The organism is Lysobacter capsici (genome assembly GCF_014779555.2).
In the GTDB taxonomy this organism is placed as follows: domain Bacteria; phylum Pseudomonadota; class Gammaproteobacteria; order Xanthomonadales; family Xanthomonadaceae; genus Lysobacter; species Lysobacter capsici.
This window is the reverse complement of record NZ_CP094357.1, coordinates 6,079,983-6,105,436: the sequence shown is the minus strand read 5'-3', so window position 1 is coordinate 6,105,436 and position 25,454 is coordinate 6,079,983. Positions and strand designations below refer to the sequence as shown.

Genomic DNA, 25,454 nt, shown 5'->3' with positions numbered 1-25,454 from the left:
CCATCGAAAGGAATCGAGGCATGTTGAAGTTCTTGCGACGGATCGCATACCTGATCGCCATCGTCGTGGCGATCGCCGGCCTGATCGTGTTCGCGGTGGTGCAGCCGTGGGTGCGGCCGATCGCCTCCACGCCGCCGGCCGCCGATCCGCAGCGCTTGCGTTTCGATGTGAAGCACCTGTCGGTGGACCTGTATCCGCGCAGCTACGATCAGACCGAAACCCTCGATCAGGCCGCGCGCTACATCCACGAACAACTGCGCCTGGCCGGCGCGCAGGTCAGCTATCAGGACGTGCCGGTCGAAGGCATGGTCTACCGCAACGTGATCGGCCGATTCGGCCCGGCCACCGGCCCGTTGCGGGTGATCGGCGCGCACTACGATTCCTTCGCCGACGTCGGCGTCGAAAACGACGACCCGCGCGGCTATTCGCCCAAGACCCACACCCCCGGAGCCGACGACAACGCCAGCGGCGTGGCCGGCCTGCTGGAACTCGCGCGCATGCTCGGCCGTAGCGAGCAGACCCGGCCGATCGAACTGGTCGCCTACACCCTGGAAGAGCCGCCGCATTTCCGCAGCGAACACATGGGCAGCGCGCATCACGCGCGCTCGCTGCGCCAGGCCGGACGCGAGGTCGAGTACATGCTGTCGCTGGAGATGATCGGCCGTTTCAGCGACCGGCCCGGCAGCCAGCGCTATCCGGTGCGCGGCATGCACCGGCTGTATTCCGACCGCGGCGATTTCGCGGTGCTGGTCGGGCGCATGGGCGACTTCGGTCAGACCCGCGCGCTGAAGGCGACGATGGCCGGCGCCACCGATCTGCCGGTGCATTCGATCAGCGCGCCGCCGCTGCTGGTGCAGGGCGTCGATTTCTCCGATCACCTCAGCTACTGGGCGCAGGGCTATCCGGCCTGGATGGTCAGCGACACCGCGTTTCTGCGCAGCGACACCTACCACCAGGCCAGCGACACCTACGACCGGCTCGATTACCCGCGCATGGCGAAGGTGGTGCAGGCGGTGTATGCGATGAGTCAGCGGCCCTGATCGAAGCATCGCGAACACCCGCGAACACGCCGCGATCGGCCGCGAAGCGCCTGTTCATGCGCATGCGCCGCCGCTAGGGTCAGCCCCAGCTTTGTTCGCGCCGCGACATGCGCTGCAATGCCGCCACGAGATTTTCTACTCCGTGAGGCAGCACATGACCGCTTTGAATGGCCCGTCCTACGCGGGCCCGCAGCTGGGCGCGCTGGTCAACACCAAGTCCGAGGTGGAGACCGCGCAAGTCGTTACGCCGTCGGGCATGAAGCCGATCGTGGTGCAGCCGGGCGACAACCTCAGCCAGATCGCCGCCGACAACAATATTCCGCTGGCCGAGCTGCTCGCGGCGAATCCGCAGTTCAGCCTCGATCCGGCCGCCAATCCGAACACCCGCAGCGCCGACCTGATCTATCCGGGCGAAGTGGTGTTCGCGCCGACCGCGGAAGCCAAGGCCACCGACGCGGCCGGGGCCAAGTACGACGCGGCGACCCGGGCCAGCGAGCAGCCCTCGGCGAATCGCGGCGAATGGGAAGCCAAATCGAAGGACGTGACCGACACCAAGAACGACTTCAAGGCGGCGGTGCAGGCCGAGATCGACGCCGGCATGAGCTACAGCGGCAACAGCCGCGAAGACTACGGCAACGAAGCGGTCGCCCTGGGCGAACAGATCGCCCAGCGCTACGAAGCGCAAGGCAAGCCCGAGCTGGCCGCGGCCGCACGCGAAGCCGCGCAGGAACGCTCGACCGCGATCAACAACGAAGTCTGATCGTCGCGTTCAAGTTGCGATGCGAACGGCATGCCTGGGGCATGCCGTTCGTTTTTGCGCGATCCGCCGTGCTTGCGCGATCCACGGCGTTCGCGCGCCGCGAGCGCATCGCGATCGAAGCGAACCGCACTCACACCGAGCCGGCGATATGCTCGCGCAGCCATTGATGCGCCGGATCGCGGTGCACGCGCTCGTGCCATAGCATCGCCATCTCGTAACCGGGCACCTCGACCGGCGGTTCGACCACCCGCAGCGCCGGCGTGTCGCGCACCAGGCGCGCGGGCAGCATCGCGACCAGATCGGTAGTCGCCAGCACCGAGCGCACGAACAGGAAGTGCGGCACCGACAGCACCACGCGTCGGCGCAGGCCGAGCGGCGCCAATGCATCGTCGGTGACGCCGTGGAAGCCGCCGCCGTCGGGCGACACGATCACATGATCGAGCTTGCAGAACTGCGCGAGGGTCGGCCGCCGTTTCAGCCGCGGATGCCCGGCGCGGCCGACCAACACATAACGCTCAGCGAACAAGGTGCGCCGGCGCAGGCCGCTGGGCGCGTCGTGGCTGGTGTGGAAGGCCAGATCGATATCGCCTTGCTCGGCCTGCTTGGCGATGCGCGAGGGCGAGGCTTCCACCACCGCCAGGCGCGTGCCCGGCGCCGCCGCGCGCAAACCGATCAGCGCCGGCAACAGCACGGTGGATTCGCTGTAGTCGGACGCGGCCACGCGCCAGGTGCGGTCGGCCTGGGCCGGGTCGAACGCGGCCGCGGGCGAGACCGCGCGCTCCAGCGCGGCCAGGGCCTGACGCAAGGGCTCGCGCAATTCGTCGGCGCGCGCGGTCGGACGCATGCCGCGCGGCCCGGGCAACAACAGCGGATCGGCGAACACATCGCGCAGCTTGGCCAGATGCACGCTGATCGAGGGCTGGGAGAAATTCAGCCGTTGCGCGGCGCGGGTGACGTTGTGCTCCGACAGCAGCGCATCGAGCGTCACCAACAGGTTCAGATCGAGCCGCCTGAGATTAGTCATGGCTATACCTGGAATATCACAAATCAATTTCCAATATACCGGGCCGGGGCCTACCGTGCTGCTTTCAGACCTCGCAGGCCCCCGCCATGAACGTGCTGCTGATTTACGCCCATCCCGAACCGCGCTCCTTGAACGGATCGCTGCGCGATTTCACGATCCAGCGGCTGCGACAGGCCGGCCACAGCGTGCAGGTGTCCGACTTGTACGCGATGCGCTGGAAGGCGGCGATCGACGCCGACGACAGCACCGATCAGGACCCGGACGCGCGCTTCGACCCGGCCCGCGATTCCAAGCGCGCGTTCGACAGCGGCACCCAGCGCGAGGACATCGCCCGCGAGCAGGACAAGCTGCGCTGGGCCGATACGGTGATCCTGCAGTTTCCGCTGTGGTGGTTCTCGATGCCGGCGATCCTCAAGGGCTGGGTCGATCGCGTGTACGCCTACGGCTTCGCCTATGGCGTGGGCGAACACTCCGACCGCCACTGGGGCGACCGCTACGGCGAAGGCAGCCTGGCCGGCAAGCGCGCGATGCTGGTGGTCACCGCCGGCGGCTGGGAATCGCATTACGGCCCGCGCGGCATCAACGGCCCGATCGACGACCTGCTGTTCCCGATCCAGCACGGCGTGTTGTATTACCCCGGCTTCAACGTGCTGCCGCCGTTCGTGGTCTATCGCAGCAGCCGCACCGACGAGGCGCGATTCGCCGATCTGTGCGATGCGCTCGGGCAACGCCTGGACGCGCTGGAGACGACCGCGCCGATCGCGTACCGGCGCCAGAACGCCGGCGATTACGAGATTCCGGCGCTGACCTTGCGCGAGCACATCGCGCCGGAGCGGGTCGGATTCGCCGCGCATATCGAATAGGCCGCAGCTCGCGCCGACAGCGGGCATTCGTGTATCGCGGCGAACACCGCTGGGAAAAAGGGCGGATTCGTCGTAACGACGAATCCGCCCCGCTTGCGTTTGCATCTTGCGCCGCCGCAGCCGCGAGCGCCGCGCGATCACACCATCGACGGATTGCGCCGGGTCTGTTCGACCGCTTCCTGCTGCGCGCCGTTGTTGCGTTGCGCCTGTTCGGCCTGCTGCACCGACTGCTGCGAACTCACCGCCAACGGTTGCCGCTGCGTTTCCAGATCGACCGAGGCGCGCAACGCCGCCGGGTCGTTGGGCGACTGGCCCTGCACCGCGAACAAGGTGCCGTTGTTGCCGCGCGCGACGTGGTGGATCTCGTGCAGGCCTTGCGCGCCGGCGGTGGCGGTCAGGCTGGCGACCGCGCGGTGGTCCAGGCCGGCGAGCGCCGGGCCGCCGCGGTCGATCGCCGCATAGGCCTGCCCCAGCAGCGGGCTGTCGCTGACCAGCGGCGCGCCCTGCACATGGCCGTTGTGCGAGAACAGGTCGTTCCAACCCTCGCGCACGCGGCGAATGCCGTCCTGCACGTTCTGCGAAGCGCCGGTGATGCCGGCGCGCGCGGCGCCGATGTCGCCGCGGAACTTGTCGATCATCGGATCGAACTGCTGGGCGCGGTCCTCATTGGCCCGGGTCATCAGCGGCGGCGTGCCGGGGCCGCCGGCGAACGGCGCGATGTCGTGCGCGGCCAGGCCGCGGCTGGCGACCACGCCGACCGGATTGCGCAGATCGCCGCCGATGAAATCCGGCCAGAACGATTGCCTGCGGTTGTTCGCGTAGCCCGCGTCGCGCAGCGCGTCGACGTCTTCCTGGGTGGCGTACACGCGGGTCTGGCCGTATTGCGGACTGGCCGAGCTGACCGTGTCGCTGGCGCGCACGTGATTGATCATGCGGTTGTTGTCGCCGGCCGGGATGCCCATGTTCAGACCGGCCGCGCCGTAGGCGTTGAAGGTCTCGCCGTGCACGCCCTCGGCCTGGAACCGGTGCGCGGAAATCTGCGCCAGGGTGCCGCCGAGCGAATGGCCGGTGACCGCGACCGGCGGCTGCGGCCGGCCGGTGCGTTCGCCTTGTTCGCGGGCGATGTCGATCGCGCGCTGGGTCAGCGCGATCGCGTCGGGCGCCTGATTGTTGACCCCGTTGACGACCATGCCGCCGTCGGTGCGGATGACGTCGCGGATGAATTCGCCGACCCCGTTGGTCGGCTCGGTGCCGCGATGGGCGACGATGATCTCGCCCGAATCCACGCGCTGGTAGATCGTGCCCTGATACCCGTTTTCGCGATTGTTGGCGGTGGCGAGCACGCGGTAGTCGACGCCGTTGATCGGCACCGACACGGTCGGGTCGGCCCGGCGATCGTTGTAGGCGTCCTGGCTGAGCGCGGCATAGTCCTGGCTGCTGGGCATCACGGCACTTCCTTGTGGGCGTTCAGTACCAAGGTGAACTGCGGACCGGCCGAGGGCTGGTAGAAATCGGCCGCGGTTTCGCCGTACACGTAATCCATCGAGCGCGGCTTCTGCGCGAGGTCGCGGGTCAGGTAGTACTGCACGGTCTCGCCGCCCGCGATCAATCGCTCGGCCTTCAAGCCGCCGACGAAATGGGTGCTGGGCGAATGGAAATGCACGGTCGCCGTGGTCAGTTCCCAGCGGCATACGCCGAGCCCGTAATAGTCCTCGTCGAGCAGGGCGTCGACGTGCACGATCGCGACATAGCGCCCGTCGTCGCCGCGATTCAAGCTCAGCGGCAGGCTGTGGCGCGGCGCCAGACGCACGCCGCCGATCGCCTTGCCGTAATCGACCGGCACGCATTCGACGTTGGCGACCTGGAAATCGGCGGTGGCGGCGACCTGGGTCAGCGCCTGCGGCAGATCGTCGAAATGAAAACTCAGCACATGGCCGTCGCGCGCATGTGGGTTGAGTTTCACCACCGGCGCGGCGACCGGCGCGGGTGCGGTGAACAGGCTCGGCGCCTGCGGTGGGTTTGCGCGCGCGGCGCTGTGCATACTCATGATGGCGATCATCCCTAATGCGGCAGACAGGCGGCTATGGGCTTCCATTCACTTGACCCGTGGTCAGGCTGAAACCAGCCTGGGCCAGCCCCGGCGGCGTGTCAAACCAGGCCGGGGAGTGACTGATCCATAAGGTTGTTGCGTTGCGGCAGCGACCGGCGAGGGGGCGGGATGAGGGGGCGCGGATCTGCATCGCCCTGTAATCCTGGATCGATCGTGTCGGTCGATGGCGCCGGGCGAGCGCAGGTATTTGCACGCCCAGGCGGCTTCGCGCCCAGCCCGGCCGCATGCGCCGATCTGCAACCGGCATGCAACACTTGTGACATACCGTGCCGTGCCGCGGAAGCATCCGCGACCGGTCGCCGGCCTTGCGCCAGCCGCGCGCCATTGCACTCCAGGCATTCCCCCAAAGGATCACCCACGATGTCCCTGTACCCCGAAGCCCGCCTGCCTTTGCGCGGCGGCGCCGCCGTTTCCCGCCGTCCGCTCGCCATGACCGCGCTGGCCCGCGCCTGCAGTGCCTTGCTGCTGGTCTGCGCCGCCACCGCCGCGTCGGCGCAGGACGCGCCGCAAGCGGCCGCGCCTGCGACCGCCCAGTCGGCGACTTCGCTCGACGCGGTCACCGTGACCGCCGAGCGCCGCGAGCAGAACCTGCAGGACGTGCCGGTCTCGGTCGGGGTGATGCAGGGCGATGCGATGCGCGCGCTGACCGCCGGCGGCGACGACACCTTGCTGGCGCTGTCCGGCCGCGTCCCCAGCCTGTACGCCGAAACCACCACCGGCCGCATCTTCCCGCGCTTCTACATCCGCGGCCTGGGCAATATCGACTTCTACCTCGGCGCCTCGCAGCCGGTATCGATCATCCAGGACGACGTGGTGCTCGAGCACGTGGTGCTCAAATCCAATCCGGTGTTCGACACCGATCAGGTCGAAGTGCTGCGCGGCCCGCAGGGTTCGCTGTTCGGCCGCAACACCACCGCCGGCATCATCAAGTTCGACAGCATCAAGCCGAGCCAGGATTTCAGCGGCCGCGTGCAGGCCAGCGTCGGCAGCTACAACACGGTGTCGGTCGACGGCGGCATCGGCGGCCCGATCAACGACGTGCTGTCGTTCCGCGTGTCCACGCTGTATCAGCACCGCGACGACTGGGTCGACAACACCTTCGCCGGCGCCAGCGCCGACGGCACGGTCACGCCGAAGAAGGACGCGATGGGCGGCTTCGACGACCGCAACCTGCGCGTGCAGCTGCTGCTGGCGCCGAGCGAGAATTTCTCGATCCTCGCCTCGGCGCATGCGCGCGATTACTCCGGTACATCGACGCTGTTCCTGCGCAACGCCATCGTCAAGGGTTCCAACGAGGTCGATGTGCCGCGCGACAAGGTCGCTTTTGACGAAGCCGGCAACAACCCGCAGGCGTACAAGACCTACGGCGGCTCGATCAAGGCGAGCTACAACTTCGGCGAAACCTCGCTGACCTCGATCAGCGCCTACGAAACCACCTCCGGTTACAGCCGCGGCGACACCGACGGCGGCGCCGCGGCGAATTACCCGGTGCGCGGCGTGCCCAACGGCTTCGGCCAGTCGATGGGGCAGATCCGCGATCTGGATCAATTCACCCAGGAATTCCGCCTGGCCAGCGAAACCGACGACGCGCTGCAATGGCAGGTCGGCGCGTTCTACTTCGACGGCCGCGACGTCACCGATTTCTATCAGCGCGCGTGGTTCCTCAAGGGCCCGGCGCGCAATCCCAACAACTGGGTGCGCCTGCGCAACTCCAACACCTCGTGGGCCGCGTTCGGACAACTCAGCTACAAGGTCACTGACGCGCTGACCTTGACCGCCGGCCTGCGACAGACCCGGGATACCAAGGAAACCCGGCTGCTCAAGACCGCCGACACCGCCGCCGGCGTGTCGACCTACACCGGCCGCCGCGACGTGCGCCTGTCCGACACCCAGCCCAGCTGGGACCTGAGCGCGATGTACGAGATCAACCCGAACCTCAGCGTGTACGCCAAGGTCGCGCGCGGCTTCCGCGGCCCGACCATCCAGGGCCGCTCGGCGGTGTTCAATGCCGACTTCACCACCGCCGATTCGGAAACCATCCTGTCGTGGGAAGCGGGCATCAAGAGCAGCCTGTTCGACAACCGCCTGCGCTTGAACGCCACCGCGTTCACCTACACCGTCGACGACATCCAGCTCAACGGCAACGACTCCAACGGCAACGGCGTGCTGTTCAATGCCGACAAGGCCCGCGCCTACGGCGTCGAGGCCGACCTGGACTGGCGTCCGATCCCGAACCTGTCGCTGACCGCCGGCGTGAGCCTGCTGCACAGCGAAATCCAGGACAAGCGCGTGTACGCGCAGGTCTGCGCGCTCAACGGCGCGGTGGTGTGCACGGTCGAGGACCCGACCATCAAGGTCGGCGCCAACACCTTCGCCCAGATCGACGGCAATCCGTTGCCGAACGCGCCCAAGTACAGCGTCAACCTGGGCGCGCGCTACGACATTCCGTTGAGCGACAGCGGCGCGCTGTTCGTCGCCACCGACTGGAACAAGCAGGGCTACACCAGCTTCGTCCTGTACGACTCGAAGGAATTCAACGCCAGCGGCAATTTCGAGGGCGGCCTGAAGGTCGGTTACACCGGCGGTTACGGCGCTTATGAAGTCGCCTTGTTCGCGCGCAACATCACCAACGAGAAGAACCTCAAGGGCGTGATCGAGAACTACATGGCCGCGGTCTACAACGAGCCGCGCATCGTGGGCGTGTCGGTGAACGTCAACTGGCATTGAGATCAGGCGATGGTCGCCGGTCGCGATAAGGGCGGCCGTGCGATCTCAAGCGTGAAAAGCGGAAAGGCCGATGACGGACTCATCGGCCTTTTTCTTTATGCGGGCAGGTACGAGCACAGCCGAATTTGCCGCGGGCTTGCCTGCATCTCGACGCGAGCGCGTCATCGGCAACGTACCGTCACGGCTGCAAAAGCCGGTTTCAATTCACCGCGCCCACGAAAATAGCATCACTCCGGAGTAGAACGCATGGCCAATCGCAGATGTTGCGGCCATCGCGCGAGCACGCGCCAAACTACTTGATCGATTGCGCCTTGCGCATCAACGCCCCGGTGCATAGGCCCAGTCCCTCGGTGTGCGAATCGATTCGATTCCTGGGAGCGGCATCCAGATCGCGCTTAGCCCGCACGATGAACGCGACCATCTCCGCACGGGTGGCCGTTCTGGATTGCAGCAGTGCGCGGCACTCCCCCGAGGTGGGAGGTGAGTCGCCTGCGCAGCCGATCAGGTACAGGGCCGCAAGCGCGATGCCGGAGGTTCGGATCATGTTCCGCTGCCTTCATTGACCGAGGTTTGAGCCCGCTGCCGCGTCGCTTGCGGTCCAGGTCGTGAAACCGGCCCAGGCCCAGCCCCGCGGATTTGTATCGCAGTGTATCCGCCGCCGCGACAGCCAACTTTGCAGACAAATCCCCGGGTCGGCAGACACCTGGGCGATACCCCGCGAGCTTGAAATGGCGTCACCGGAACGCACGGTCCGCCCCTTCAAGGAACCTTCGATGTCTGCCACTTCGACCCCCGCAGCGCCCCTGATGTCCCGCGTCGACGGCGTCGCGCCGTGGCTCGCCCCGCTCGGTCTGCGCGTCCTGCTGGCCTGGGAATTCTTCGAAGCCGGCCGCGAGAAGCTGCAGGGCGACAACTGGTTCGCCGACCTCGGCGACAAGTTTCCGCTGCCGTTCTCGCTGCTCGGCGCCGATCTCAACTGGACCCTGGCGACCTGGACCGAACTCGCCGGCGCCGCAGCCCTGCTGATCGGCCTGGGCACGCGCTATGTCGCCGCCGCGCTGTGGGTGCTGACGGTGGTGGCGATCTACGCGGTGCATTGGCCGTCGGACTGGTCGAGCCTGGCCGAGCTGTGGCAGGGCTATGCGATCAGCAACGAGGGCCACGGCAACTACAAGCTGCCGCTGATCTACCTGGCGATGCTGTTGCCATTGATGCTCGGCGGCGGCGGTCGCTTGAGCGTCGACCGCTTGCTCGCATCGCGCCGCGCGCCGGTCGCCGTCGCGTCGGCCGATGCGCCTGCCTGGGGCGTGGTCCTGCTGGGTATCGGCGCGACCGTGTCGCTGCTGCTGCCGTGGGTCGGCGCGACCCTCGCCTTCGCCGGCATCGCGCTGACGATCAAGCCGCGCGGCCGCAACGCCGCCAACCGCTTGTCCTCCGCCGTCGCCTGACGGCCCAGCGTTCCTTTCCCTCGTTTCGCCCCACGCCGCGTCCGCGGCGCCCACCTCTGCGCGGTTTCGCCGCGCGTCATCCGGAGAACCACCATGTCCGTCAACAATCACCGATCCGCTTCGCGCTCCACCACCGCCGGCATGCTCGGCGTCGCCCTGGCCGGCCTGGTCCTCGGCCAATCCGCCTTCGCCATGCAGCCGCTCGCCCAGGGCTACATGGTCGCCGCCAGCCACGCCGCCGGCGAAGGTAAGTGCGGCGAAGGCAAATGCGGTGCCGACAAGGCCAAGAGCGCGAACGCCAAGGCCGCCGGCAAGACCGCCGAAGGCAAGTGCGGCGAGGGCAAGTGCGGCGCGAACGCCAAGGCCGCGGGCAAGACCGCCGAAGGCAAATGCGGCGAAGGCAAGTGCGGCGACGCCTCGTTCGCCAAGACCGACCGCAGCGGCGACGGCCGGGTTTCGCGCGCCGAATTCCTCGCGGTCGCGCCGACCCGCGCCGCCGACTTCCCGAAGCTCGACGTCGATGGCGACGGTTTCATCTCCGAGAAGGAGGCCTACGACTACCTCAAGGCCACCTACGCGGCCAACGGCAAGCCGATGCCGGCCGGCCTGTTCGCGAAGTTCCCCGGCGGCAAGTAAGCCGCATCCACGCGCCCCTTCGCCCTGGCCAAGGGGCGCCTTCGAACCGCAAGGAAATCCCTCATGCGCACCCTCCCCTCACTGTCCGCCGGTCTCGGCCTGCGCCGCGGTCTGCTGCCGTCGCTGCTGGCGATGGACGACGACGCGGTGGATTTTCTGGAAGTCGCGCCGGACAACTGGATCGGCGTGGGCGGCCAATTCGGCGACGCGCTGAGCGAACTGTCCGCGCGTTTTCCGCTGAGTTGCCACGGGTTGTCGCTGTCGCTGGGCGGCAGCGCGCCGCTCGACATGGACCTGCTGCGCGCCACGCGCCAGTTCAACGACCGCCACGGCATCGGCCTGTACAGCGAACACCTGAGCTACTGCGCCGACGACGGCCATCTGTACGACCTGATGCCGATCCCGTTCACCGACGAAGCGATCGGCCACGTCGCCGCGCGCATCCGCCAGGTCCAGGACGTGCTCGGCCGGCGCATCGCGGTGGAGAACGTGTCGTACTACGCCGCGCCGTATCAGGCCCTGGCCGAGATCGATTTCATCCGCGCCGTGCTCGACGAAGCCGATTGCGACCTGCTGCTCGACGTCAACAACCTTTACGTCAACGCCATCAATCACGGCTACGACGCGCAGGCCTTTCTCGCCCGCCTGCCCGGCGAGCGCATCGCCTCGTACCACATCGCCGGCCACTACGATGAAGCGGCCGACCTCAAGGTCGACACCCACGGCGCGCCGGTCAAGGCCGATGTGTGGTCGCTGCTGGACAGCGCCTACCGCCGCTTCGGTGTGCGTCCCACCTTGCTCGAACGCGATTTCAATTTCCCGCCGCTGCCCGAACTGCTGGCCGAAACCGATCGCATCCGCGCGATGCAGACCTCGCACGCCGGCATCGCGCAACCGGAGCCGGCTCATGCATGAGACCTTGCGCGAACAGCAGTCCGTGCTGGCGCGTCACCTGCGCGACCCGGCCCGCCATCCGTCGCCGCCCGGCCTCGAAGCGCGCCGCATGCGGGTGTACCGCGAGTTGTTCCTGGGCTCGATCGAAAGCCTGCTGGCCGGCGGCTTCCCGGTGATCCGGCAAACCCTCGGCGCCGCGGACTGGAGCGCGCTGGTGCAGGCGTTCTATGCCCGCCATCGCAGCCGCACGCCGCTGTTTACCCGCATCGCCGGCGAGTTCGTCGAATTCATCGAAACCCAGGCCGACGATCTGGCGCTGCCGCCGTGGCTGCCCGAACTCGCGCATTACGAATGGGTGGAACAGGCCCTGCTGATCAGCGATGCGCAGGCGCCGGCGCACGATCCGCACGGCGATCTGCTCGACGGCCGGCCGCTGTTGTCGCCGTTGGCGATGCCGCTGGCGTATCGCTGGCCGGTGCTGGAGATCGGTCCTTCCCACATCCCGCAGGCACCGCCGCCGCAGGCCACCACCTTGCTCGTGCATCGCGATCGCGACCACCAGGTGCGGTTCGCCCGCATCGCGCCGCTGGCCTATCGCCTGCTGACCTCACTGCAAATCAACGCGTACCGCGGCCGCGAGCACCTCGCCGCATTGGCCGCGCAAACCGGCGGCGACGCCGAGCAACTTCATATCCACGGCCTGGACCTGCTACGACAACTGCGCGAGCAGGGCGTGGTCCTGGGTACCCATCTCGCAACGGAGTCCTGCGATGAACGCTAACTATCGATTCCCCCGCGGCTGGCCGCTGTTCTGGCTGATCGGCGCGCTGATCCTGGCGATGTCGGCGCTGATCCTGGCGCTGAATCCCGACACCACCGAAGCGGTGCGTTCGGTGATCCGCGCCACCGCGCGCAGCTCGTTCGCCCTGTTCCTGCTCGCGTTCGTGGCGTCCTCGCTGGCCACGCTGGTGCCGAACGAGTTCACCCGCGGCCTGATGCGCGAACGCCGCTACATCGGCCTGTCGTTCGCGTTTTCGCACTTCGTGCACCTGCTGGCGATCATTGCCTACGGTGTGCTCAACCCGCAGTTCTGGCCCGGCCGCAGCGCCCTGACCAACGCGCCGGGCACGCTGGGCTACGTGTTCATCGCCTTGCTGGCGCTGACCTCCTTCCGCTTCGCCTCGCGCCACATGACCGCGGCGGCGTGGAAGCGCCTGCACACCGCCGGCATCTGGGTGATCGCCGCGATCTTCGGCTACTCGTTCTTCAAGCGCATTCCGAGCATGAGCGTGCTGTACGCGATTCCGTTCTCGATCCTGTGCGCCGCCGTCGCGGTGCGCCTGGTCGGCAAGTGGGCGCAGGCCAACAAGCGCGGGCAGGCGCGGGCCCGCGCGCTCGATCGCACCTCGTCTTTCCCAAACGCTGTGGAGCCTTCACCATGACGCTGCCCCAAACCGCCGCGGTTGCCGGCGCTGCGAACTCGAACCGTCGCGCCATATGGAGATCGGCGATCGCCGGCCTGGCGTTGTGCCTGAGCGCCGCGGCCTGCACCCCGGCCGCGCAAGCGGACGCGGCGCGCGCCGCCGCCGCGCCGGAATTCGCCGGCATCGCGCGCTGGTTCAACACCCCGGCGTTGAGCATGGCCGGGCTGCGCGGCAAGGTGGTGCTGGTGGAGTTCTGGACCTATTCGTGCATCAACTGCCTGCACGTCGCGCCGCATGTGAAGCGGTGGCACGAACGCTACCGCGACCAGGGCCTGGTGGTGATCGGCGTGCATACGCCGGAGTACGACGAAGAACACAGCGCGGGCAATCTGCAGGCCGCGATAAAACGCCTGGGCATCGACTACCCGGTGGCGCAGGACAACGACTACGCCACCTGGAACGCCTACGGCAACCGCTTCTGGCCGGCGCTGTACCTGATCGACCGCGACGGCCGCATCGTCTACCGCCATTACGGTGAGGGCGAATACGACGTCACCGACGCGCGGATCCGCGCGCTGCTGGCGCGACGCTGAGCGACCCGGCGGCGGCGCGGGCGAGATCCGAGCGCGCTCGCCGCGGCGTCGCCGCCGCGCGGTGGCACAATCGCCGTCGACGTTCCGCCGCCGGCTCCATTCCTCACCGCGCTTCGCACAGGCCCCGCATGGACCACGTAGATCACATCCTGGTCGTCGACGACGACCGCGAGATCCGTCAGATGGTCGCCGACTATCTGCACAAGAACGGCCTGCGCGCCACGGTCGCCGCGGATGGGCGCGAGATGCGCGCGCTGCTCGACACCCACGCGGTCGACCTGATCGTGCTCGACCTGATGATGCCCGGCGAAGACGGCCTGACCCTGTGCCGCAACCTGCGCGCCGGTAAGCACCGCGCGATCCCGGTGGTGATGCTGACCGCGCGCGACGACCAGACCGACCGCATCATCGGCCTGGAGATGGGCGCCGACGACTACGTCACCAAGCCGTTCGCCGCGCGCGAACTGCTGGCGCGGATCAAGGCGGTGATCCGGCGCACGCGCATGCTGCCGCCGAACCTGCAGGTCACCCAGGCCAGCCGAACGATCGCGTTCGGACGCTGGCGCCTGGACACCACCGCGCGCCATCTGCTCGATCCCGACGACACCGTGGTCGCGCTCAGCGGCGCCGAGTTCCGCCTGCTGCACGTGTTCCTCGATCACGCCAACCGCGTGCTCACCCGCGATCAGCTGCTCAACCTGACCCAAGGCCGCGACGCCGAGCATTTCGAACGCTCCATCGACCTGCTGGTGAGCCGGCTGCGCCAGCGCCTGCAGGACGACGCGCGCGAGCAGAGCTACATCAAGACCGTGCGCAGCGAAGGCTATGTATTCAGCATGCCGGTGAGCCTGCTGGGGGACGGCGAATGAACGCGAATACGAATGCGGCGCCGACGCCGGCCGCGCGCCGCGGCTCGCGCTGGTTGCCGCGCACCTTGGCCTCGCGTTTGTCGCTGATCCTGCTCAGCGGTCTGCTGATCGCGCACGCGCTGTCGTTCGGCCTGCTGTTCTATGAGCGCTACACGGCGGCGACCTCGATGCTGATGAGCAACCTGGAGCAGGACGTGGTGGTCGCGGTGAACCTGCTCGACCGCCTGCCGCCGCAGGAACGCGAGCGCTGGCTGCCGTTGCTGCGGCGGCGCACCTTCCATTACATGCTCGACGACGGCGCCGCCGACGCGGCCGCACGCAACGAGCCGCCGGTCAGCGGCACCTCGCAAGACATGGCCGCGATGATCGCCAGCGCCCTGGGCCCGCGTTACCCGACCCGCGCCAATGCCGTGCCCGGCGACGGCGAACATTTCCAGGTGCATCTGAAATTGAGCGACGGCGCCGCGATGGTCATCGACGTGCGCCCCTCGGTGATGCCGCTGGCGAAATGGCTGCCCTACGTGCTCGCGATCCAGCTGGCGCTGCTGCTGCTGTGCACCTGGGCCGCGGTGCGGCTGACCACCCGGCCGCTCGGCCGGCTGGCGAAAGCCGCCGAAACCCTGCATCCGGCCGGCGAGGGCGAGCGCCTGCCGGTCGGCGGCCCGACCGAAGTGGCGCAGGCGATCACCGCGTTCAACGCCATGCAGGACCGCATCGCCCACTACATGCGCGAACGCCTGCAGATCCTCGCGGCGATCTCGCACGACCTGCAGACGCCGATCACCCGCATGCAGCTGCGCGCCGAAGCGATGGACGAATCGAGCGAGCGCGACAAGATGTTCGACGACCTCGGCCAGATGCAGCATCTGGTGCGCGAAGGCATCGCGTATGCGCGCAGCGCGCATGGCGCGTCGGAGCCGGCGGTACGGATCGACCTCAATGCCTTCCTCGACAGCCTGGTCTGCGATTACCTCGACACCGACCGGCCGGTGACCTTCGCCGGCCGCGTCGACGGCCCGGTGACCACGCGTCCGCATGCGCTGCGGCGCATCGTCGGCAATCTGATCGACAACGCCATCCACTACGCCGGCGCGGCCGAACTCGAGCTCGATCACGACCCGGCCGGCGGCGTGCGCATTCAGGTGCGCGATCGCGGCCCCGGGATTCCGCAGGACGAACTGGGCAAGGTGATGCAGCCGTTCTACCGGCTCGAAGCCTCGCGCAACCGCAGCACCGGCGGCACCGGCCTGGGCCTGGCGATCGCCCAGCAACTGGCCGAATCGATCGGCGCCACGCTGGTGCTGCGCAATCGCGACGGCGGCGGCCTGGAAGCGATCCTGCGCATCGCTGGCCCGATCGTCGCGGCGCGGTAAACTACGGCGCAACGTTCAACCGGCAGCCTCCATGTAATCAGACGACTTCTCGGGACCTCACGCCGACCCATCCGCCCTGCCGCGCCGAACGCGCGCGCCGCGGATCGGTCGTGGTCTGACCGCCGCGCGATCGCTCGCGTCCGCGCGGCACCGATGGAGATCGTCGATGACGGATGTTTCCTTTCGCGGCTTCTGCCTGCGCGCCGCAAACCTCGGTTTTTCCTGGCCGGACGGCACGCCCGTGTTCGACGGGCTGTCGTGCAGCTTCGGTCCGCAGCGCTGCGGGCTGGTCGGGCCCAACGGCAGCGGCAAGAGCACGCTGATGCGGCTGCTGGCCGGGCAGCTCAAGCCCACGGCCGGGCAGGTCGAGACTCACGGCGTCGTGGCTTACCTGCCGCAGCACCTGCCGTTCTCGGGCGAGGCGAGCGTCGCGCAGGTGCTCGGCGTCCACGCCAAGCTCGATGCGTTGTGGGCCATCGCCGAGGGTGCGGCGGACCCCTCGCTGCTGGATACCGTCGGCGAGGACTGGGACCTCGAGGAACGCACGCGCGCGGACCTGGCCCGGCTGGGTTTGAGCGATATCGCCCTGCAGCGGCGCCTGGACAGCTTCAGCGGCGGCGAAATCGTCTCCCTCGGCATCGCCGCGCAACTGCTGCGGCGGCCCGACCTGCTGTTGCTGGACGAACCGTCGAACAATCTCGACCGCGCATCGCGGCATCATCTGTATCGCCTGGTCGAGACCTGGCGCGGCGGACTGATCGTGGTCAGCCACGATCGCGAACTGCTCGAACGCATGGACCAGATCGCCGAGATCGGCCCGTCCGCGCTGCGCGTGTACGGCGGCGGCTTCGGCTTCTACCAGGCCGCGGTCGATGGCCAGACCCAGGCCGCGCAGCAGGACGTGCGCAATCTGCGCCAGCAGGTGAAGCGCGAACAACGCGAGCAGCAACAGGCCCGCGAGCGCGCCGAACGCCGCTCCGGCAACGCCGGTCGTTCGCTGGCGAGCGCCGGCTTGCCGCGCATCGTCGCCGGCAACCGCAAGCGCGGCGCGCAGGTGGCGGCGGGCAAGTCGGCGGATGTGCATTCGGCGCGGGTCGAGGAGGCGAGGCAACGCCTCGACGAAGCCCGCCGCGGGTTGCGCGAGTCGTCCGAACTCGACCTGAGCCTGCCGGCGACGCGCGTACCCACGGACCGGTTGCTGTTCGACGGCAGGCAGTTGCAGCTGCGGCGAGGCGGTCGCGCGCTGTTCGCGGGGGGCGGCGTCGACATCGCCATCCGCGGGCCGGAACGGATCGCGATCCTCGGCGCCAACGGCGCGGGCAAGTCGAGTCTGCTGCGGATGATCGCCGGTGAGCTGGCGCCGGACGCCGGCGACATCCGCCGCGGCGCCGGACGCATCGCTTTGCTGTCGCAGCGCCTGGACGCACTCGACCCGGACGCGAGCGTGGCCGCGAACTTCGCCGCCCGCGCCGCGCATCTGTCGCCGCTGGAACGCGCCAACCTGCTCGCGCGCTGGCTGTTTCGCGGCGATCGCGGCCAGTTGCCGGTCGGCGCGCTATCCGGCGGCGAACGCCTGCGCATTTGCCTGGCCTGCGTGCTGCATGCGCAACCCGCGCCGCAACTGCTGTTGCTGGACGAGCCGACCAACAATCTCGACCTGAGCACGATCGAGGATCTCGAGCGCGCGTTGCGCGCGTATGAAGGCGCGTTGCTGGTGGTGAGTCACGACGAGCGCTTCATCGAGGCGATCGGCATCACACGTCGCCTGCTATTGGCGCAGGGGCGGTTGCAGGAACCGCGCTGAGCCTTCGCGTCCGCCATCAACCGTCCGGATCGGCCCACGGCGCCTTTTCGAACTTGCGCGCCAGATAATCGATCAGCGCCTGCACCCGTTGCGGGCGCATGCGTCCCGGCGGGGTGACGATGTGCAGCGCGATCGGCGGCGGCGACCACTCCGGCATCGCCATCTCCAGCTTGCCGTTGCGCAGTTCGCGCCAGACCAGGAATTCTGGTTGCAGCGCCACGCCCAATCCCGCCAGCAGCGCGGGATTCAAGGCCTCGGCGTTGTTGACCCGCAGCGGCGTCGGCAGGCTGATCGAGAAATCGCCATGACGCCTGTGGCTGAAACGCCAGGCATTGCCGAAGCGCGAATAGGTGTAGAGCAGCGCGCGGTGCTCGCTGAGTTCGCGCGGATGGCTGGGCCGCCCATGGGTTTCGAAATAGGCCGGCGACCCCACCAGCACGATGCGCACGCCGCACAGCCGCCGCGCCAGCAGGCTCGAATCGGCCAACGCCGAAATGCGCAGCGCCAGGTCGTAACCGCCGCCGACCAGATCGGTGACGCCGTCGTCGAACACGATCTCCAGCGCGATGTCCGGATAGCGCTTCATGAACTCCGGCAGCAGCGGCGACAGATGCGCGATCCCGAACGACATCGGCACCGCGATCCGCACCTGGCCGCTGGGGCTCTTGGCCTGGGCGGTGATTTCCGCTTCCACCGCCTCGCCCTCGGCGAGGATGCGAGTGGCGCGTTCCAGCGCGCCACGGCCGCTTTCGGTCAGCGACATGCGCCGCGAGGTGCGATGGAACAACACCGTCTTCAGCCGCGTCTCCAGGCGCGTGACCGCCTTGGACACGGTCGCCTGCGCCAGTCCGAATTCGGCGGCGGTGCGCGCGAACGAACCGGTTTCGGCGACCTTGGCGAAGATCGCCCAGGCTTCCAGGTCGGGCAGCTTATTCATGACGTTTTTGGAAACGATAGTTTTCCATCGGTTCCATTCTAAACCCAATCGCAGGCGCCTATCGTGTGCCTCAACAGCAAACACACACGGGACCACGGCCATGATCGAACTTCGCCCCTACGACAGCCTCGGCGGCGCCAACCACGGCTGGCTCGACGCCAAGCACCACTTCGCCTTTGCCGGCTACCACGACCCCGCCCGCATGGGCTGGGGCGCGCTGCGGGTCTGGAACGACGACACCATCCAGGCCAACACCGGCTTCCCGCCGCATTCGCACGCCGACATGGAAATCATCACCTACGTCCGCGACGGCGCGATCAGCCACCAGGACAACCTCGGCAACCGCGGCCGCACCGAAGCCGGCGACGTGCAGGTGATGAGCGCGGGCAGCGGCATCCAGCACGCCGAATACAACCTGGAGGCGCAAACCACCCGCATCTTCCAGATCTGGATCATTCCCGATCAGCGCGGCGGCGCGCCGACCTGGGGCGCCAAGCCGTTCCCGAAGGGCGACCGCGCCGGCCGCTTCGTTGTATTGGCCAGCGGTAAGGGCGACGAAGACACCCTGCCGATCCGCGCCGATGCGCGCGTGCTGGGCCTGACCCTGGCCGCCGGCGAATCGGCCGAGTACGTGTTCGGCGACAACCGCTACGGCTATCTGGTGCCGGCCAAGGGCGTGGTCGAGGTCGACGGCCTGCGGGTGCAGGCGCGCGACGGCGCCGCGATCCGCGACCAGGCCTCGATCCGCGTCACCGCGCTCGAAGACGCCGAACTGGTGCTGGTCGACACCGCGCCGTAACTGCGCACACCGCACTCTCCCCTCATCGACCACGAATTCATCAACCACAGGAGCGACACCATGGGCACGTTCACCACCAAAGACGGCGTACAGATCTATTACAAGGACTGGGGCCCGTCCGACGGCGAGCCGGTGGTGTTCAGCCACGGCTGGCCCTTGAGCGCCGACAGCTGGGAATCGCAGATGCTGTTCCTGGCTTCGAACGGTTACCGCACCATCGCCCACGATCGCCGCGGCCACGGCCGTTCCAGCCAACCCTGGGACGGCAACGACATGGACCATTACGCCGACGATCTGGGCCAGTTGCTCGAACACCTCGACCTGCGCGGCGCGACCCTGTTCGGTTTCTCCACCGGCGGCGGCGAAGTGGCGCGTTACATCGGCCGTCACGGCACCGCGCGGGTCAAGAAGGCCGGACTGATTTCCTCGGTGCCGCCGCTGATGCTCAAGACCGATGCCAACCCCGGCGGCCTGCCGCTCGAAGTGTTCGACGGCCTGCGCGAGGCGTCGATCGCCGACCGTTCGCAGCTGTACCAGGATCTCGCCAGCGGTCCGTTCTTCGGCTTCAACCGCGACGGCGCGAAGAAATCGCAGGGCATGATCGATTCGTTCTGGGCCCAGGGCATGCAGGGCGGGCACAAGAACACCTACGACTCGATCGCCGCGTTCTCGGCCACCGATTTCACCGAGGACCTGAAGAAATTCGACGTGCCCACCCTGATCGTGCACGGCGACGACGACCAGGTCGTGCCGATCGATGCGGCCGGGCGCGCGTCGGCGAAGCTGGTCCCGAACAACAAGCTGATCGTCTATCCGGGCGCGCCGCACGGCCTGACCGACACCCACAAGGACAAGCTCAATCAGGATCTGCTGGCGTTCCTGAAGTCCTGAGAGTGAACTGAAGCAGTAAACCGCCACATGCACGCCGCATCGGCCCTCGGTGCGGCGTGCGCAGCTTTACGCGCATGGCGGTGCGATATCGAGGCGACGCCGAAACGGCGTCGTTCATCGTTTAGGCGGCGGGACCGTTTCGGCAATGGCCTGCCAGAACTCGCGGGGAAATCCCGATTCCATCTGCGACCGTTCCCGCCAGCCGGGATTCACCGACTCGATCAAGCGGCGTTGCCAGCGGTGGGGCCAACGCCGGATCTCGGCGGCACGCGCGAGCGCGGTCGAGTGCGTCTGCATTCGCTCGAACCAGACCAGGCAAAACGCAGCCAGATGGATATCGTCGGCCGCGCAGGTCCGCTTGAAATGCGTCTGCTTGACCTCCCGCATCACGTCCCCGAGCAGGCCGCCAACGCCGATCCCGTACGGGCCGGCGCGTTGATCCGCGAGCAGGGAGACCATATGGGGTGCAGCCGTGTCCATCCTGCCGTCGGGCCTACAGCTTCGCGCCGCGGCTCGGATCGTCCTGCCCACGCTGCGCGGCCTCTTGCGCCAGTTGCTGATCGCGCTGCCGATTGAACGCCTGCGTTTCGCGCACCGTGTCCTGCAGCGCCGGCGGCGGCTCGGACAGCGAAACGCCGGTATGAAAGCCGGGCACGTCCTTGCCCAACCACAGCTTGCCGTTGGCGGCACCGATCGGCCCGATACTCCCGGCGTCGGCTATGCCGTTGCGTTTGGCCGCGAGCATCAACGCCGCCACGGTTTCGTCCGGCACGTCGGTCGATACGTTGCCGCGAATTTTCGCGAACATCGCCTGATCGTTGGGCGACAACCGCGACACGTCCATCGCCGAACCGTTGCGTGCGTGCGTCTCGACATCCGCCGCGGTCGGGGTCCGCGGCGCCGGCCCGGTCGCCGCGTCCGCTCGGGTTTCGCCGGGCGCCACGTTTCTCATTCCAGCGTCGGTCTGCGCGACGGCATCGTGAGCGCGCGTCGTTTGCGCTGGCTCCGTCGTCGTTGCCCGCGCAACGTCGCGCACCGATTCCTGAGTTGGCGCCGGCGCTGTCTGATCGGTGGCCTTTTGCGACTCGATCCGCGCATGCTGCGCCGCCAATATCGTCTGCTGCGTCGTGGGATCGGCCACGCCGGTATCGGGCAAGCCCTGATCGCGTTGAAACTGGCGAACGGCCTGCTCGGTGGCGGTGTCGTACTCGCCATGCTGCGGCAGCGGCGCGCCGTTCGGGCTTTGGTAGCCGACGCGCTGCAGCCGATACTGCAGCAGTTCCACGTCTTGCCCGCGGTCGCCACGCCGCAAGTTGCCGTCGTCGAGGGCGACCTCTTGCGTCGGCGTCGCCAGGGATGGCGTCGCCTCATGATTGCGTATCGCCGTTGCCCCATCCGGCGCGGGCACCGCCGCGGACGCGGATACGGCCGCCGTTTCAGTCTGGTGCGGAACCGATGCAAACGCAGGGACCGGCTCGACGGTCGGCGTGGGCCGGTTCGCTTCGGCCACCGCCAAGGTCGGCGCTGCCGCGACAACGGGTGCCGGCTCGGGGCTTGCGACGACGCGCACGGCGTCCGCGTCCCGAATGGGCGCTGCCGCCGCTGCTACGACGGCGGGCGCCGGCATCGCGACCGATGGCTCGGCTTGCGGCGGTTCGCTGCTGGAGTGCGCGCCATCGGTGCGGGGCAGCGTCGTTTGCGATGTCTGCGGCGTTTCAGATGTGAGCGTATCGGGCAGCGGTTTCGTCGGTGCAGGCGATGACGTTTGCGGTTCGCGCGGCACCTCGGGCGCACGTGGCGCTCGTCCCGCGTCCGCATCGGCAAGACCGACCACCAGTTCCGGCGCGCGGTCCGCCGCGATCGCGCCCGCGACCGCTTGCTTCGCCGCGTCCTGCACGTCGTCGCGCGTCAAACCCAAGCGGTTCGCCTCGCGCACGACCTGTTCCAACGCATCGTGTTGCTGCGGCGACAGATTGGCGATGCGCAACTCCGGCGGCTGCGGCGTCGTGGGCGGTGGAGAACGCAGATCCAGCATCGCCAACTGCACTTCGAGCGGGCTGGTCACGGCCTGAACCCGATTGGCGCCGTCCGCATCGCGGCCAATGTGTTCGATCGGGCTGTCGATGTCGAAGCCGCCGCGCGCGTTCCGTCCCAGATGCAGCGAGCTCGCCAGCGGAGCGACGCCGTGCTCGTGCTGGGTGCGCCGCACCGCTTCCAGCGCCGCCTCGAGCTGCTCCGGCTTGGGGTTGACGTTGTGAACCTTGTAGGTGGCCAGCAAATCGGTCCGTTCGATGTCCTCCAAGGTCGGAGGCTGCCGCTGCGCGACCGCGGCGACCTGCTGCTCATGCTGCGCCAACTGCGGCTGCAGCACCGCGCGCGTGCTTTCCAGCTCCTGGCGCAAGTTCCCGGCCGCGATTCCGGCCTCGCCGTTGCGCTGCCACTGCCCGTCCGCCGCGCGCTGGTACAGCTTCCCATCCGAAGCGATCAGCGAATCGTCCCGCAGCGCCGATTGGATCGAGGGCGGCACGACGCCGAACCGTTCCCAGCCTTCACCGCGATGCACCATCTGATAGCGCGCGGCGATCGGCGCGGGGCCGTTGGCGATGTTGTCGCGGATCACCTGCGCCGACGCGCGATCCAGTTCGGCCGCGCGCTCGGCGCTGGCGGAATCGACCCGGATGATCGGCACGCCGGGCTGCTCGAACCCGACGATCACGTTGCGATCCCATGCGCCTGTCTGCGGATTACGCTCCCAATCGGCGCGACGCAAACTGGCCGGGTCGCCTTGCGCGGCCGCTTGCGAATACGGATTGCGCGGTGGGGGCAGCGTTCCCATCGCCAACTCCGTGGCGACGTTGCTGGCCCGGTAATTCAGTTCGTTCGCCTTTTCCGGATCGGCGGAAAACGTCTGCATGACCGGCTTGTTCTGGCCGTCGTCGAGCATGTCGCCCAGATCCTGCCGCACCCATTGCCGCCCGTTCGACTGCCAATGAACGCCGTCGCGGTCGGTCTGCTTGAAGGTCTTGTAGCTGTCGAGCACGTCAGCGACATGCTCGCCTACATGGCTGCCGGCCACGGCCGCGCCGCCGATGACGATGAAGCCGACGACACCGGGGCCGGTCGACGCGGCGGTAGCGATCACGCCGACAGACGCGCCGCCGATCCAGCCGCCGGCATTGCGCGCCACGGCGTGTTGGGCTTCGGATTGCGCGGCCGTCGAATTGTTCTGGTCCAATTGATCCGCGACGCGACGAGCGCTCAGGCTCACGTCGATACCCGTCGCCAGCAGGCCTCCGGAACGGAGCAAGGTGTGTCTGGGCGACTCGCCGATCAGCAACTCTGTCGAGGCGAACCCGCGCTGCCCATTCGGGGCGCGCAAGGAGACATCGCCTTCGGCCAGATCGGCGGCGGCGCCGGACAACGACGGGTCGAACGAGTTCAGACGCGGGCTTTCCTGGAAAACGGACTGCGTTCGGTAGCCCGCCAGATGCTGCTGATACTCCGCCTCGCTGATGAAGTTGTCCCGAAACGACTGGTCGAGCAACTCGGCGGTGGTCTTCGTCTGCAAACCCGGCAATTCCTGCTGCAGCTGACGCTGTATCTGCGGCGACGCGAAGTGCTTGTCGTCCGACCAGATGACGACGTTGCGGCCTTCGGCGTGTTCGCGGGTGGCGATTTCGAGCAGGGAGCGTTCGCCTGCGTTCTTAGATAGCTTTCTAAGCTCTTCAGGATTGGTAGTGGATGCCAACTGCCTTTCCGTCTCGGGAACTTCGAGAATCGCTATTTCTCGGTCGGCGATATATTTTCCAAGCTCGAATCTGAGAGGGCCGTCTGCAATCTCAGCTTCTACGGTTTTGGATATGACGAACTCATACTGTCCTAGCTCGGCTACCTCTATGTAAGTATCAAGCAACTTCGCGCCACCCGCACGATAAGCATAAATCAGACTGCTCGTGTCGGCTAAGAAATAGTTCGCCACGGATCAATCATCCTTGATCAAGCTAAGTCCAATTTGGCGTAGTCCCGAAATTTGCTGAATAACGCAGTGCAATCCGATCCGTCTAAATTTGGTATCCACTCCCAAATAAGCTGGCGAACTCCCCACGCAAGTCCCGATTCAATTTCGTTGAATTCCTTTTCCTGTCGTAAAAATTCAATATACTCCTCCGGTCTTTTTTGCTTGAAATATTGCGCGAAGGCAGCCACCTCGTCGTCCCGCCATTGTCTAAGTCGGGCCCTTTGCTCCTTGGCTTTGGTGTACGAGGACAGAATCAGTTTGTAAATTTCCTCATCGGTTGCCTGTTTCTTGCCGGAACTTGTAAGCGCACGAAGAATCCGCGCTTTGAGTTTTTCGTCTTCTAATGCATCGATCTTGCTTTGAAGTTCAGGGTCGATCGTCATGGTGAAACGTCCTTTATCCTTGGCTGATTAAAATCTGACTTGGCATAGTCCCTGAACTTGCGGAACAGCTCGGAACGGTCGCCGGAGTCCAAGCCCGGCATCCATTCCCTCATTAGACGACGAACATCCCAGGCAAGCATCGACTCGATCTCGTTCAACTCCCTTTCTTGCCGCAGAAATTCGACGTAGTCGCTTGGCTGAACTTCCTTGAAGTGTTGCGCGAAGGCAGCTACTTCGTCGGTCCGCCATTTCCTTAGCCTCGCCCGTTGCTCCCTGGCCTGCGCATAACCGGCCAGTATCGACTCGTAAATGGCCTCGTCGCTTGCGCGCTTCCTCCCGGGGCCGGTAAGCACATCAATGATCTCGGTTTTGAGTCTTTCGTCTTCGAGTGCGTCGATCTTGGTTTGCAATTCAGGGCTGATGGTCATACGAAAACGTCCTTGGCGCTTGTAAAGGCGATCGATTGCTGCCATTGAGTCGAGTCACCCTTCAATGCGAAAGCTTGAGCTGCCCACGAGAGCGTCTAAACGATGGCTCGGGTCAGACTAGGATGCCGACCATGGATGCGTCTGAAGTGCGAGTGCGATGCCGTTGGAAGCTTGTACCGCTTGCCAAACGGGAGTCAAGGCCGCTCGTTTTTCTTTAGGCAGTGTCGGCGCACAGTGCAAACAAAATATGTGCCGTACAACCACGCGCGACATACGTTCTGCTTGCTGCGAGTTACTGCGGGTTGTCTTGATCAAAGGTAAGCGCAATGCCCGGGCTACGCTCGCCGCACATTATGCTGTTGGGGTTGCGGTATGAGCCAAAAACGGCAGCTTGATCGCTTTCGCCACCATGCCTAAGCTGCAATGCACTCTT

At 67.0% G+C, this 25,454-nt stretch carries 24 protein-coding genes; 15 read left to right on the top strand and 9 right to left on the bottom strand.

The genetic code is table 11. From position 1 onward, the window contains the following. The first annotated feature begins 20 nt into the window (after nt 1–20). Both IEQ11_RS25300 and IEQ11_RS25295 read left to right on the top strand, forming a co-directional pair. Entirely contained in the window at nt 21–1,040 is a 1,020-nt protein-coding gene (locus tag IEQ11_RS25300; RefSeq protein ID WP_191822439.1) for a M28 family peptidase, read from the top strand. Nucleotides 1,041–1,194: 154 nt separating this feature from the next. Next, complete coding sequence (locus tag IEQ11_RS25295) at nt 1,195–1,800, top strand: LysM peptidoglycan-binding domain-containing protein (protein ID WP_191822440.1); 606 nt, start codon at nt 1,195–1,197, stop codon at nt 1,798–1,800. Nucleotides 1,801–1,930: 130 nt separating this feature from the next. Here the strand turns inward: IEQ11_RS25295 and IEQ11_RS25290 are convergent, their stop codons facing one another. After that, a complete protein-coding gene (locus IEQ11_RS25290; protein WP_036113071.1) occupies nt 1,931–2,824 on the bottom strand; it encodes a LysR family transcriptional regulator in 894 nt (297 codons plus the stop codon). Nucleotides 2,825–2,910: 86 nt separating this feature from the next. Between IEQ11_RS25290 and IEQ11_RS25285 the strand changes: the two genes are divergently transcribed. Beyond that, nucleotides 2,911–3,687 (top strand): NAD(P)H-dependent oxidoreductase, encoded by a 777-nt coding sequence (locus tag IEQ11_RS25285; protein ID WP_191822441.1) that lies wholly within the window; start codon nt 2,911–2,913, stop codon nt 3,685–3,687. Nucleotides 3,688–3,824: 137 nt separating this feature from the next. Here the strand turns inward: IEQ11_RS25285 and IEQ11_RS25280 are convergent, their stop codons facing one another. Beyond that, a complete protein-coding gene (locus tag IEQ11_RS25280; protein WP_191822442.1) occupies nt 3,825–5,132 on the bottom strand; it encodes a Tle-like phospholipase domain-containing protein in 1,308 nt (435 codons plus the stop codon). Next, the gene (locus IEQ11_RS25275) at nt 5,132–5,734 is read right to left on the bottom strand and encodes a hypothetical protein (protein WP_153019090.1); all 603 of its coding nucleotides are present in this window, start codon (nt 5,732–5,734) and stop codon (nt 5,132–5,134) included. Before IEQ11_RS25275 ends, IEQ11_RS25280 begins: the two co-directional genes overlap by 1 nt. Before the next feature lie 423 nt (nt 5,735–6,157). Here IEQ11_RS25275 and IEQ11_RS25270 point away from each other — a divergent pair, with 423 nt between their 5' ends. Continuing rightward, a complete protein-coding gene (locus IEQ11_RS25270) occupies nt 6,158–8,524 on the top strand; it encodes a TonB-dependent receptor (protein WP_191822443.1) in 2,367 nt (788 codons plus the stop codon). Nucleotides 8,525–8,816: 292 nt separating this feature from the next. Here the strand turns inward: IEQ11_RS25270 and IEQ11_RS25265 are convergent, their stop codons facing one another. Beyond that, nucleotides 8,817–9,068: a hypothetical protein gene (locus IEQ11_RS25265; RefSeq protein ID WP_191822444.1), complete on the bottom strand. Its 252-nt coding sequence runs from the start codon at nt 9,066–9,068 to the stop codon at nt 8,817–8,819. 262 nt (nt 9,069–9,330) lie between these two features. Here IEQ11_RS25265 and IEQ11_RS25260 point away from each other — a divergent pair, with 262 nt between their 5' ends. The 9 genes from IEQ11_RS25260 (at nt 9,331) to IEQ11_RS25220 (ending at nt 17,565) form a co-directional block, all read left to right on the top strand. Beyond that, nucleotides 9,331–9,972, top strand: a complete 642-nt coding sequence (locus IEQ11_RS25260) for an HvfX family Cu-binding RiPP maturation protein (protein ID WP_191822445.1) — start codon at nt 9,331–9,333, stop codon at nt 9,970–9,972. Between the two features lie 93 nt (nt 9,973–10,065). Continuing rightward, a complete protein-coding gene (locus tag IEQ11_RS25255; protein WP_191822446.1) occupies nt 10,066–10,608 on the top strand; it encodes an HvfA family oxazolone/thioamide-modified RiPP metallophore in 543 nt (180 codons plus the stop codon). A gap of 63 nt (nt 10,609–10,671) precedes the next feature. After that, nucleotides 10,672–11,523 (top strand): HvfB family MNIO-type RiPP peptide maturase, encoded by an 852-nt coding sequence (locus IEQ11_RS25250; RefSeq protein ID WP_191822447.1) that lies wholly within the window; start codon nt 10,672–10,674, stop codon nt 11,521–11,523. Next, nucleotides 11,516–12,283: an HvfC family RiPP maturation protein gene (locus IEQ11_RS25245; protein WP_191822448.1), complete on the top strand. Its 768-nt coding sequence runs from the start codon at nt 11,516–11,518 to the stop codon at nt 12,281–12,283. The genes IEQ11_RS25250 and IEQ11_RS25245 overlap by 8 nt, the downstream gene beginning before the upstream one ends. Next, a complete protein-coding gene (locus IEQ11_RS25240; RefSeq protein WP_191822449.1) occupies nt 12,273–12,944 on the top strand; it encodes a cytochrome b family protein in 672 nt (223 codons plus the stop codon). Before IEQ11_RS25245 ends, IEQ11_RS25240 begins: the two co-directional genes overlap by 11 nt. Beyond that, on the top strand, nt 12,941–13,519 hold the full coding sequence (locus IEQ11_RS25235; RefSeq protein WP_191822450.1) for a thioredoxin family protein: 579 nt from the start codon (nt 12,941–12,943) through the stop codon (nt 13,517–13,519). Before IEQ11_RS25240 ends, IEQ11_RS25235 begins: the two co-directional genes overlap by 4 nt. Nucleotides 13,520–13,647: 128 nt before the next feature. Further along, nucleotides 13,648–14,388 (top strand): response regulator, encoded by a 741-nt coding sequence (locus IEQ11_RS25230; RefSeq protein WP_036113045.1) that lies wholly within the window; start codon nt 13,648–13,650, stop codon nt 14,386–14,388. Further along, nucleotides 14,385–15,761: a sensor histidine kinase gene (locus IEQ11_RS25225; RefSeq protein WP_191822451.1), complete on the top strand. Its 1,377-nt coding sequence runs from the start codon at nt 14,385–14,387 to the stop codon at nt 15,759–15,761. Before IEQ11_RS25230 ends, IEQ11_RS25225 begins: the two co-directional genes overlap by 4 nt. 166 nt (nt 15,762–15,927) lie before the next feature. Then, nucleotides 15,928–17,565 (top strand): ABC-F family ATP-binding cassette domain-containing protein, encoded by a 1,638-nt coding sequence (locus tag IEQ11_RS25220; protein ID WP_191822452.1) that lies wholly within the window; start codon nt 15,928–15,930, stop codon nt 17,563–17,565. 16 nt (nt 17,566–17,581) lie between these two features. Here the strand turns inward: IEQ11_RS25220 and IEQ11_RS25215 are convergent, their stop codons facing one another. Continuing rightward, entirely contained in the window at nt 17,582–18,502 is a 921-nt protein-coding gene (locus tag IEQ11_RS25215; RefSeq protein WP_191822453.1) for a LysR family transcriptional regulator, read from the bottom strand. A gap of 100 nt (nt 18,503–18,602) precedes the next feature. Here IEQ11_RS25215 and IEQ11_RS25210 point away from each other — a divergent pair, with 100 nt between their 5' ends. Continuing rightward, nucleotides 18,603–19,301, top strand: coding sequence for a pirin family protein (locus tag IEQ11_RS25210; protein WP_046658480.1), 699 nt, complete (start codon nt 18,603–18,605; stop codon nt 19,299–19,301). Nucleotides 19,302–19,361: 60 nt separating this feature from the next. After that, nucleotides 19,362–20,192, top strand: a complete 831-nt coding sequence (locus tag IEQ11_RS25205) for an alpha/beta fold hydrolase (protein ID WP_046658479.1) — start codon at nt 19,362–19,364, stop codon at nt 20,190–20,192. A 114-nt stretch (nt 20,193–20,306) separates the two neighbouring features. Here the strand turns inward: IEQ11_RS25205 and IEQ11_RS25200 are convergent, their stop codons facing one another. From IEQ11_RS25200 to IEQ11_RS25185, 4 genes are read right to left on the bottom strand one after another with little or no spacing between them, the layout of a single operon-like run. Beyond that, nucleotides 20,307–20,651, bottom strand: a complete 345-nt coding sequence (locus tag IEQ11_RS25200) for a GIY-YIG nuclease family protein (RefSeq protein WP_191822454.1) — start codon at nt 20,649–20,651, stop codon at nt 20,307–20,309. A gap of 34 nt (nt 20,652–20,685) precedes the next feature. Further along, nucleotides 20,686–24,171 carry a peptidoglycan-binding protein gene (locus IEQ11_RS25195; protein ID WP_191822455.1) on the bottom strand — a complete coding sequence of 1,162 codons (3,486 nt, stop codon included), beginning with the start codon at nt 24,169–24,171 and terminating at the stop codon, nt 20,686–20,688. A 17-nt stretch (nt 24,172–24,188) separates the two neighbouring features. After that, on the bottom strand, nt 24,189–24,593 hold the full coding sequence (locus tag IEQ11_RS25190) for a hypothetical protein (protein WP_191822456.1): 405 nt from the start codon (nt 24,591–24,593) through the stop codon (nt 24,189–24,191). Next, complete coding sequence (locus IEQ11_RS25185) at nt 24,590–25,021, bottom strand: hypothetical protein (RefSeq protein WP_191822457.1); 432 nt, start codon at nt 25,019–25,021, stop codon at nt 24,590–24,592. The genes IEQ11_RS25190 and IEQ11_RS25185 overlap by 4 nt, the downstream gene beginning before the upstream one ends. Nucleotides 25,022–25,454: the final 433 nt, after the last annotated feature.

Coding starts and splice junctions, on each gene's coding strand:
- IEQ11_RS25300 (WP_191822439.1), top strand. CDS start 21: ATGTTGAAGTTCTTGCGACGGATCGCATACCTGATCGCCATCGTCGTG.
- IEQ11_RS25295 (WP_191822440.1), top strand. CDS start 1,195: ATGACCGCTTTGAATGGCCCGTCCTACGCGGGCCCGCAGCTGGGCGCG.
- IEQ11_RS25290 (WP_036113071.1), bottom strand. CDS start 2,824: ATGACTAATCTCAGGCGGCTCGATCTGAACCTGTTGGTGACGCTCGAT.
- IEQ11_RS25285 (WP_191822441.1), top strand. CDS start 2,911: ATGAACGTGCTGCTGATTTACGCCCATCCCGAACCGCGCTCCTTGAAC.
- IEQ11_RS25280 (WP_191822442.1), bottom strand. CDS start 5,132: ATGCCCAGCAGCCAGGACTATGCCGCGCTCAGCCAGGACGCCTACAAC.
- IEQ11_RS25275 (WP_153019090.1), bottom strand. CDS start 5,734: ATGAGTATGCACAGCGCCGCGCGCGCAAACCCACCGCAGGCGCCGAGC.
- IEQ11_RS25270 (WP_191822443.1), top strand. CDS start 6,158: ATGTCCCTGTACCCCGAAGCCCGCCTGCCTTTGCGCGGCGGCGCCGCC.
- IEQ11_RS25265 (WP_191822444.1), bottom strand. CDS start 9,068: ATGATCCGAACCTCCGGCATCGCGCTTGCGGCCCTGTACCTGATCGGC.
- IEQ11_RS25260 (WP_191822445.1), top strand. CDS start 9,331: ATGTCCCGCGTCGACGGCGTCGCGCCGTGGCTCGCCCCGCTCGGTCTG.
- IEQ11_RS25255 (WP_191822446.1), top strand. CDS start 10,066: ATGTCCGTCAACAATCACCGATCCGCTTCGCGCTCCACCACCGCCGGC.
- IEQ11_RS25250 (WP_191822447.1), top strand. CDS start 10,672: ATGCGCACCCTCCCCTCACTGTCCGCCGGTCTCGGCCTGCGCCGCGGT.
- IEQ11_RS25245 (WP_191822448.1), top strand. CDS start 11,516: ATGCATGAGACCTTGCGCGAACAGCAGTCCGTGCTGGCGCGTCACCTG.
- IEQ11_RS25240 (WP_191822449.1), top strand. CDS start 12,273: ATGAACGCTAACTATCGATTCCCCCGCGGCTGGCCGCTGTTCTGGCTG.
- IEQ11_RS25235 (WP_191822450.1), top strand. CDS start 12,941: ATGACGCTGCCCCAAACCGCCGCGGTTGCCGGCGCTGCGAACTCGAAC.
- IEQ11_RS25230 (WP_036113045.1), top strand. CDS start 13,648: ATGGACCACGTAGATCACATCCTGGTCGTCGACGACGACCGCGAGATC.
- IEQ11_RS25225 (WP_191822451.1), top strand. CDS start 14,385: ATGAACGCGAATACGAATGCGGCGCCGACGCCGGCCGCGCGCCGCGGC.
- IEQ11_RS25220 (WP_191822452.1), top strand. CDS start 15,928: ATGACGGATGTTTCCTTTCGCGGCTTCTGCCTGCGCGCCGCAAACCTC.
- IEQ11_RS25215 (WP_191822453.1), bottom strand. CDS start 18,502: ATGAATAAGCTGCCCGACCTGGAAGCCTGGGCGATCTTCGCCAAGGTC.
- IEQ11_RS25210 (WP_046658480.1), top strand. CDS start 18,603: ATGATCGAACTTCGCCCCTACGACAGCCTCGGCGGCGCCAACCACGGC.
- IEQ11_RS25205 (WP_046658479.1), top strand. CDS start 19,362: ATGGGCACGTTCACCACCAAAGACGGCGTACAGATCTATTACAAGGAC.
- IEQ11_RS25200 (WP_191822454.1), bottom strand. CDS start 20,651: ATGGTCTCCCTGCTCGCGGATCAACGCGCCGGCCCGTACGGGATCGGC.
- IEQ11_RS25190 (WP_191822456.1), bottom strand. CDS start 24,593: ATGACGATCGACCCTGAACTTCAAAGCAAGATCGATGCATTAGAAGAC.
- IEQ11_RS25185 (WP_191822457.1), bottom strand. CDS start 25,021: ATGACCATCAGCCCTGAATTGCAAACCAAGATCGACGCACTCGAAGAC.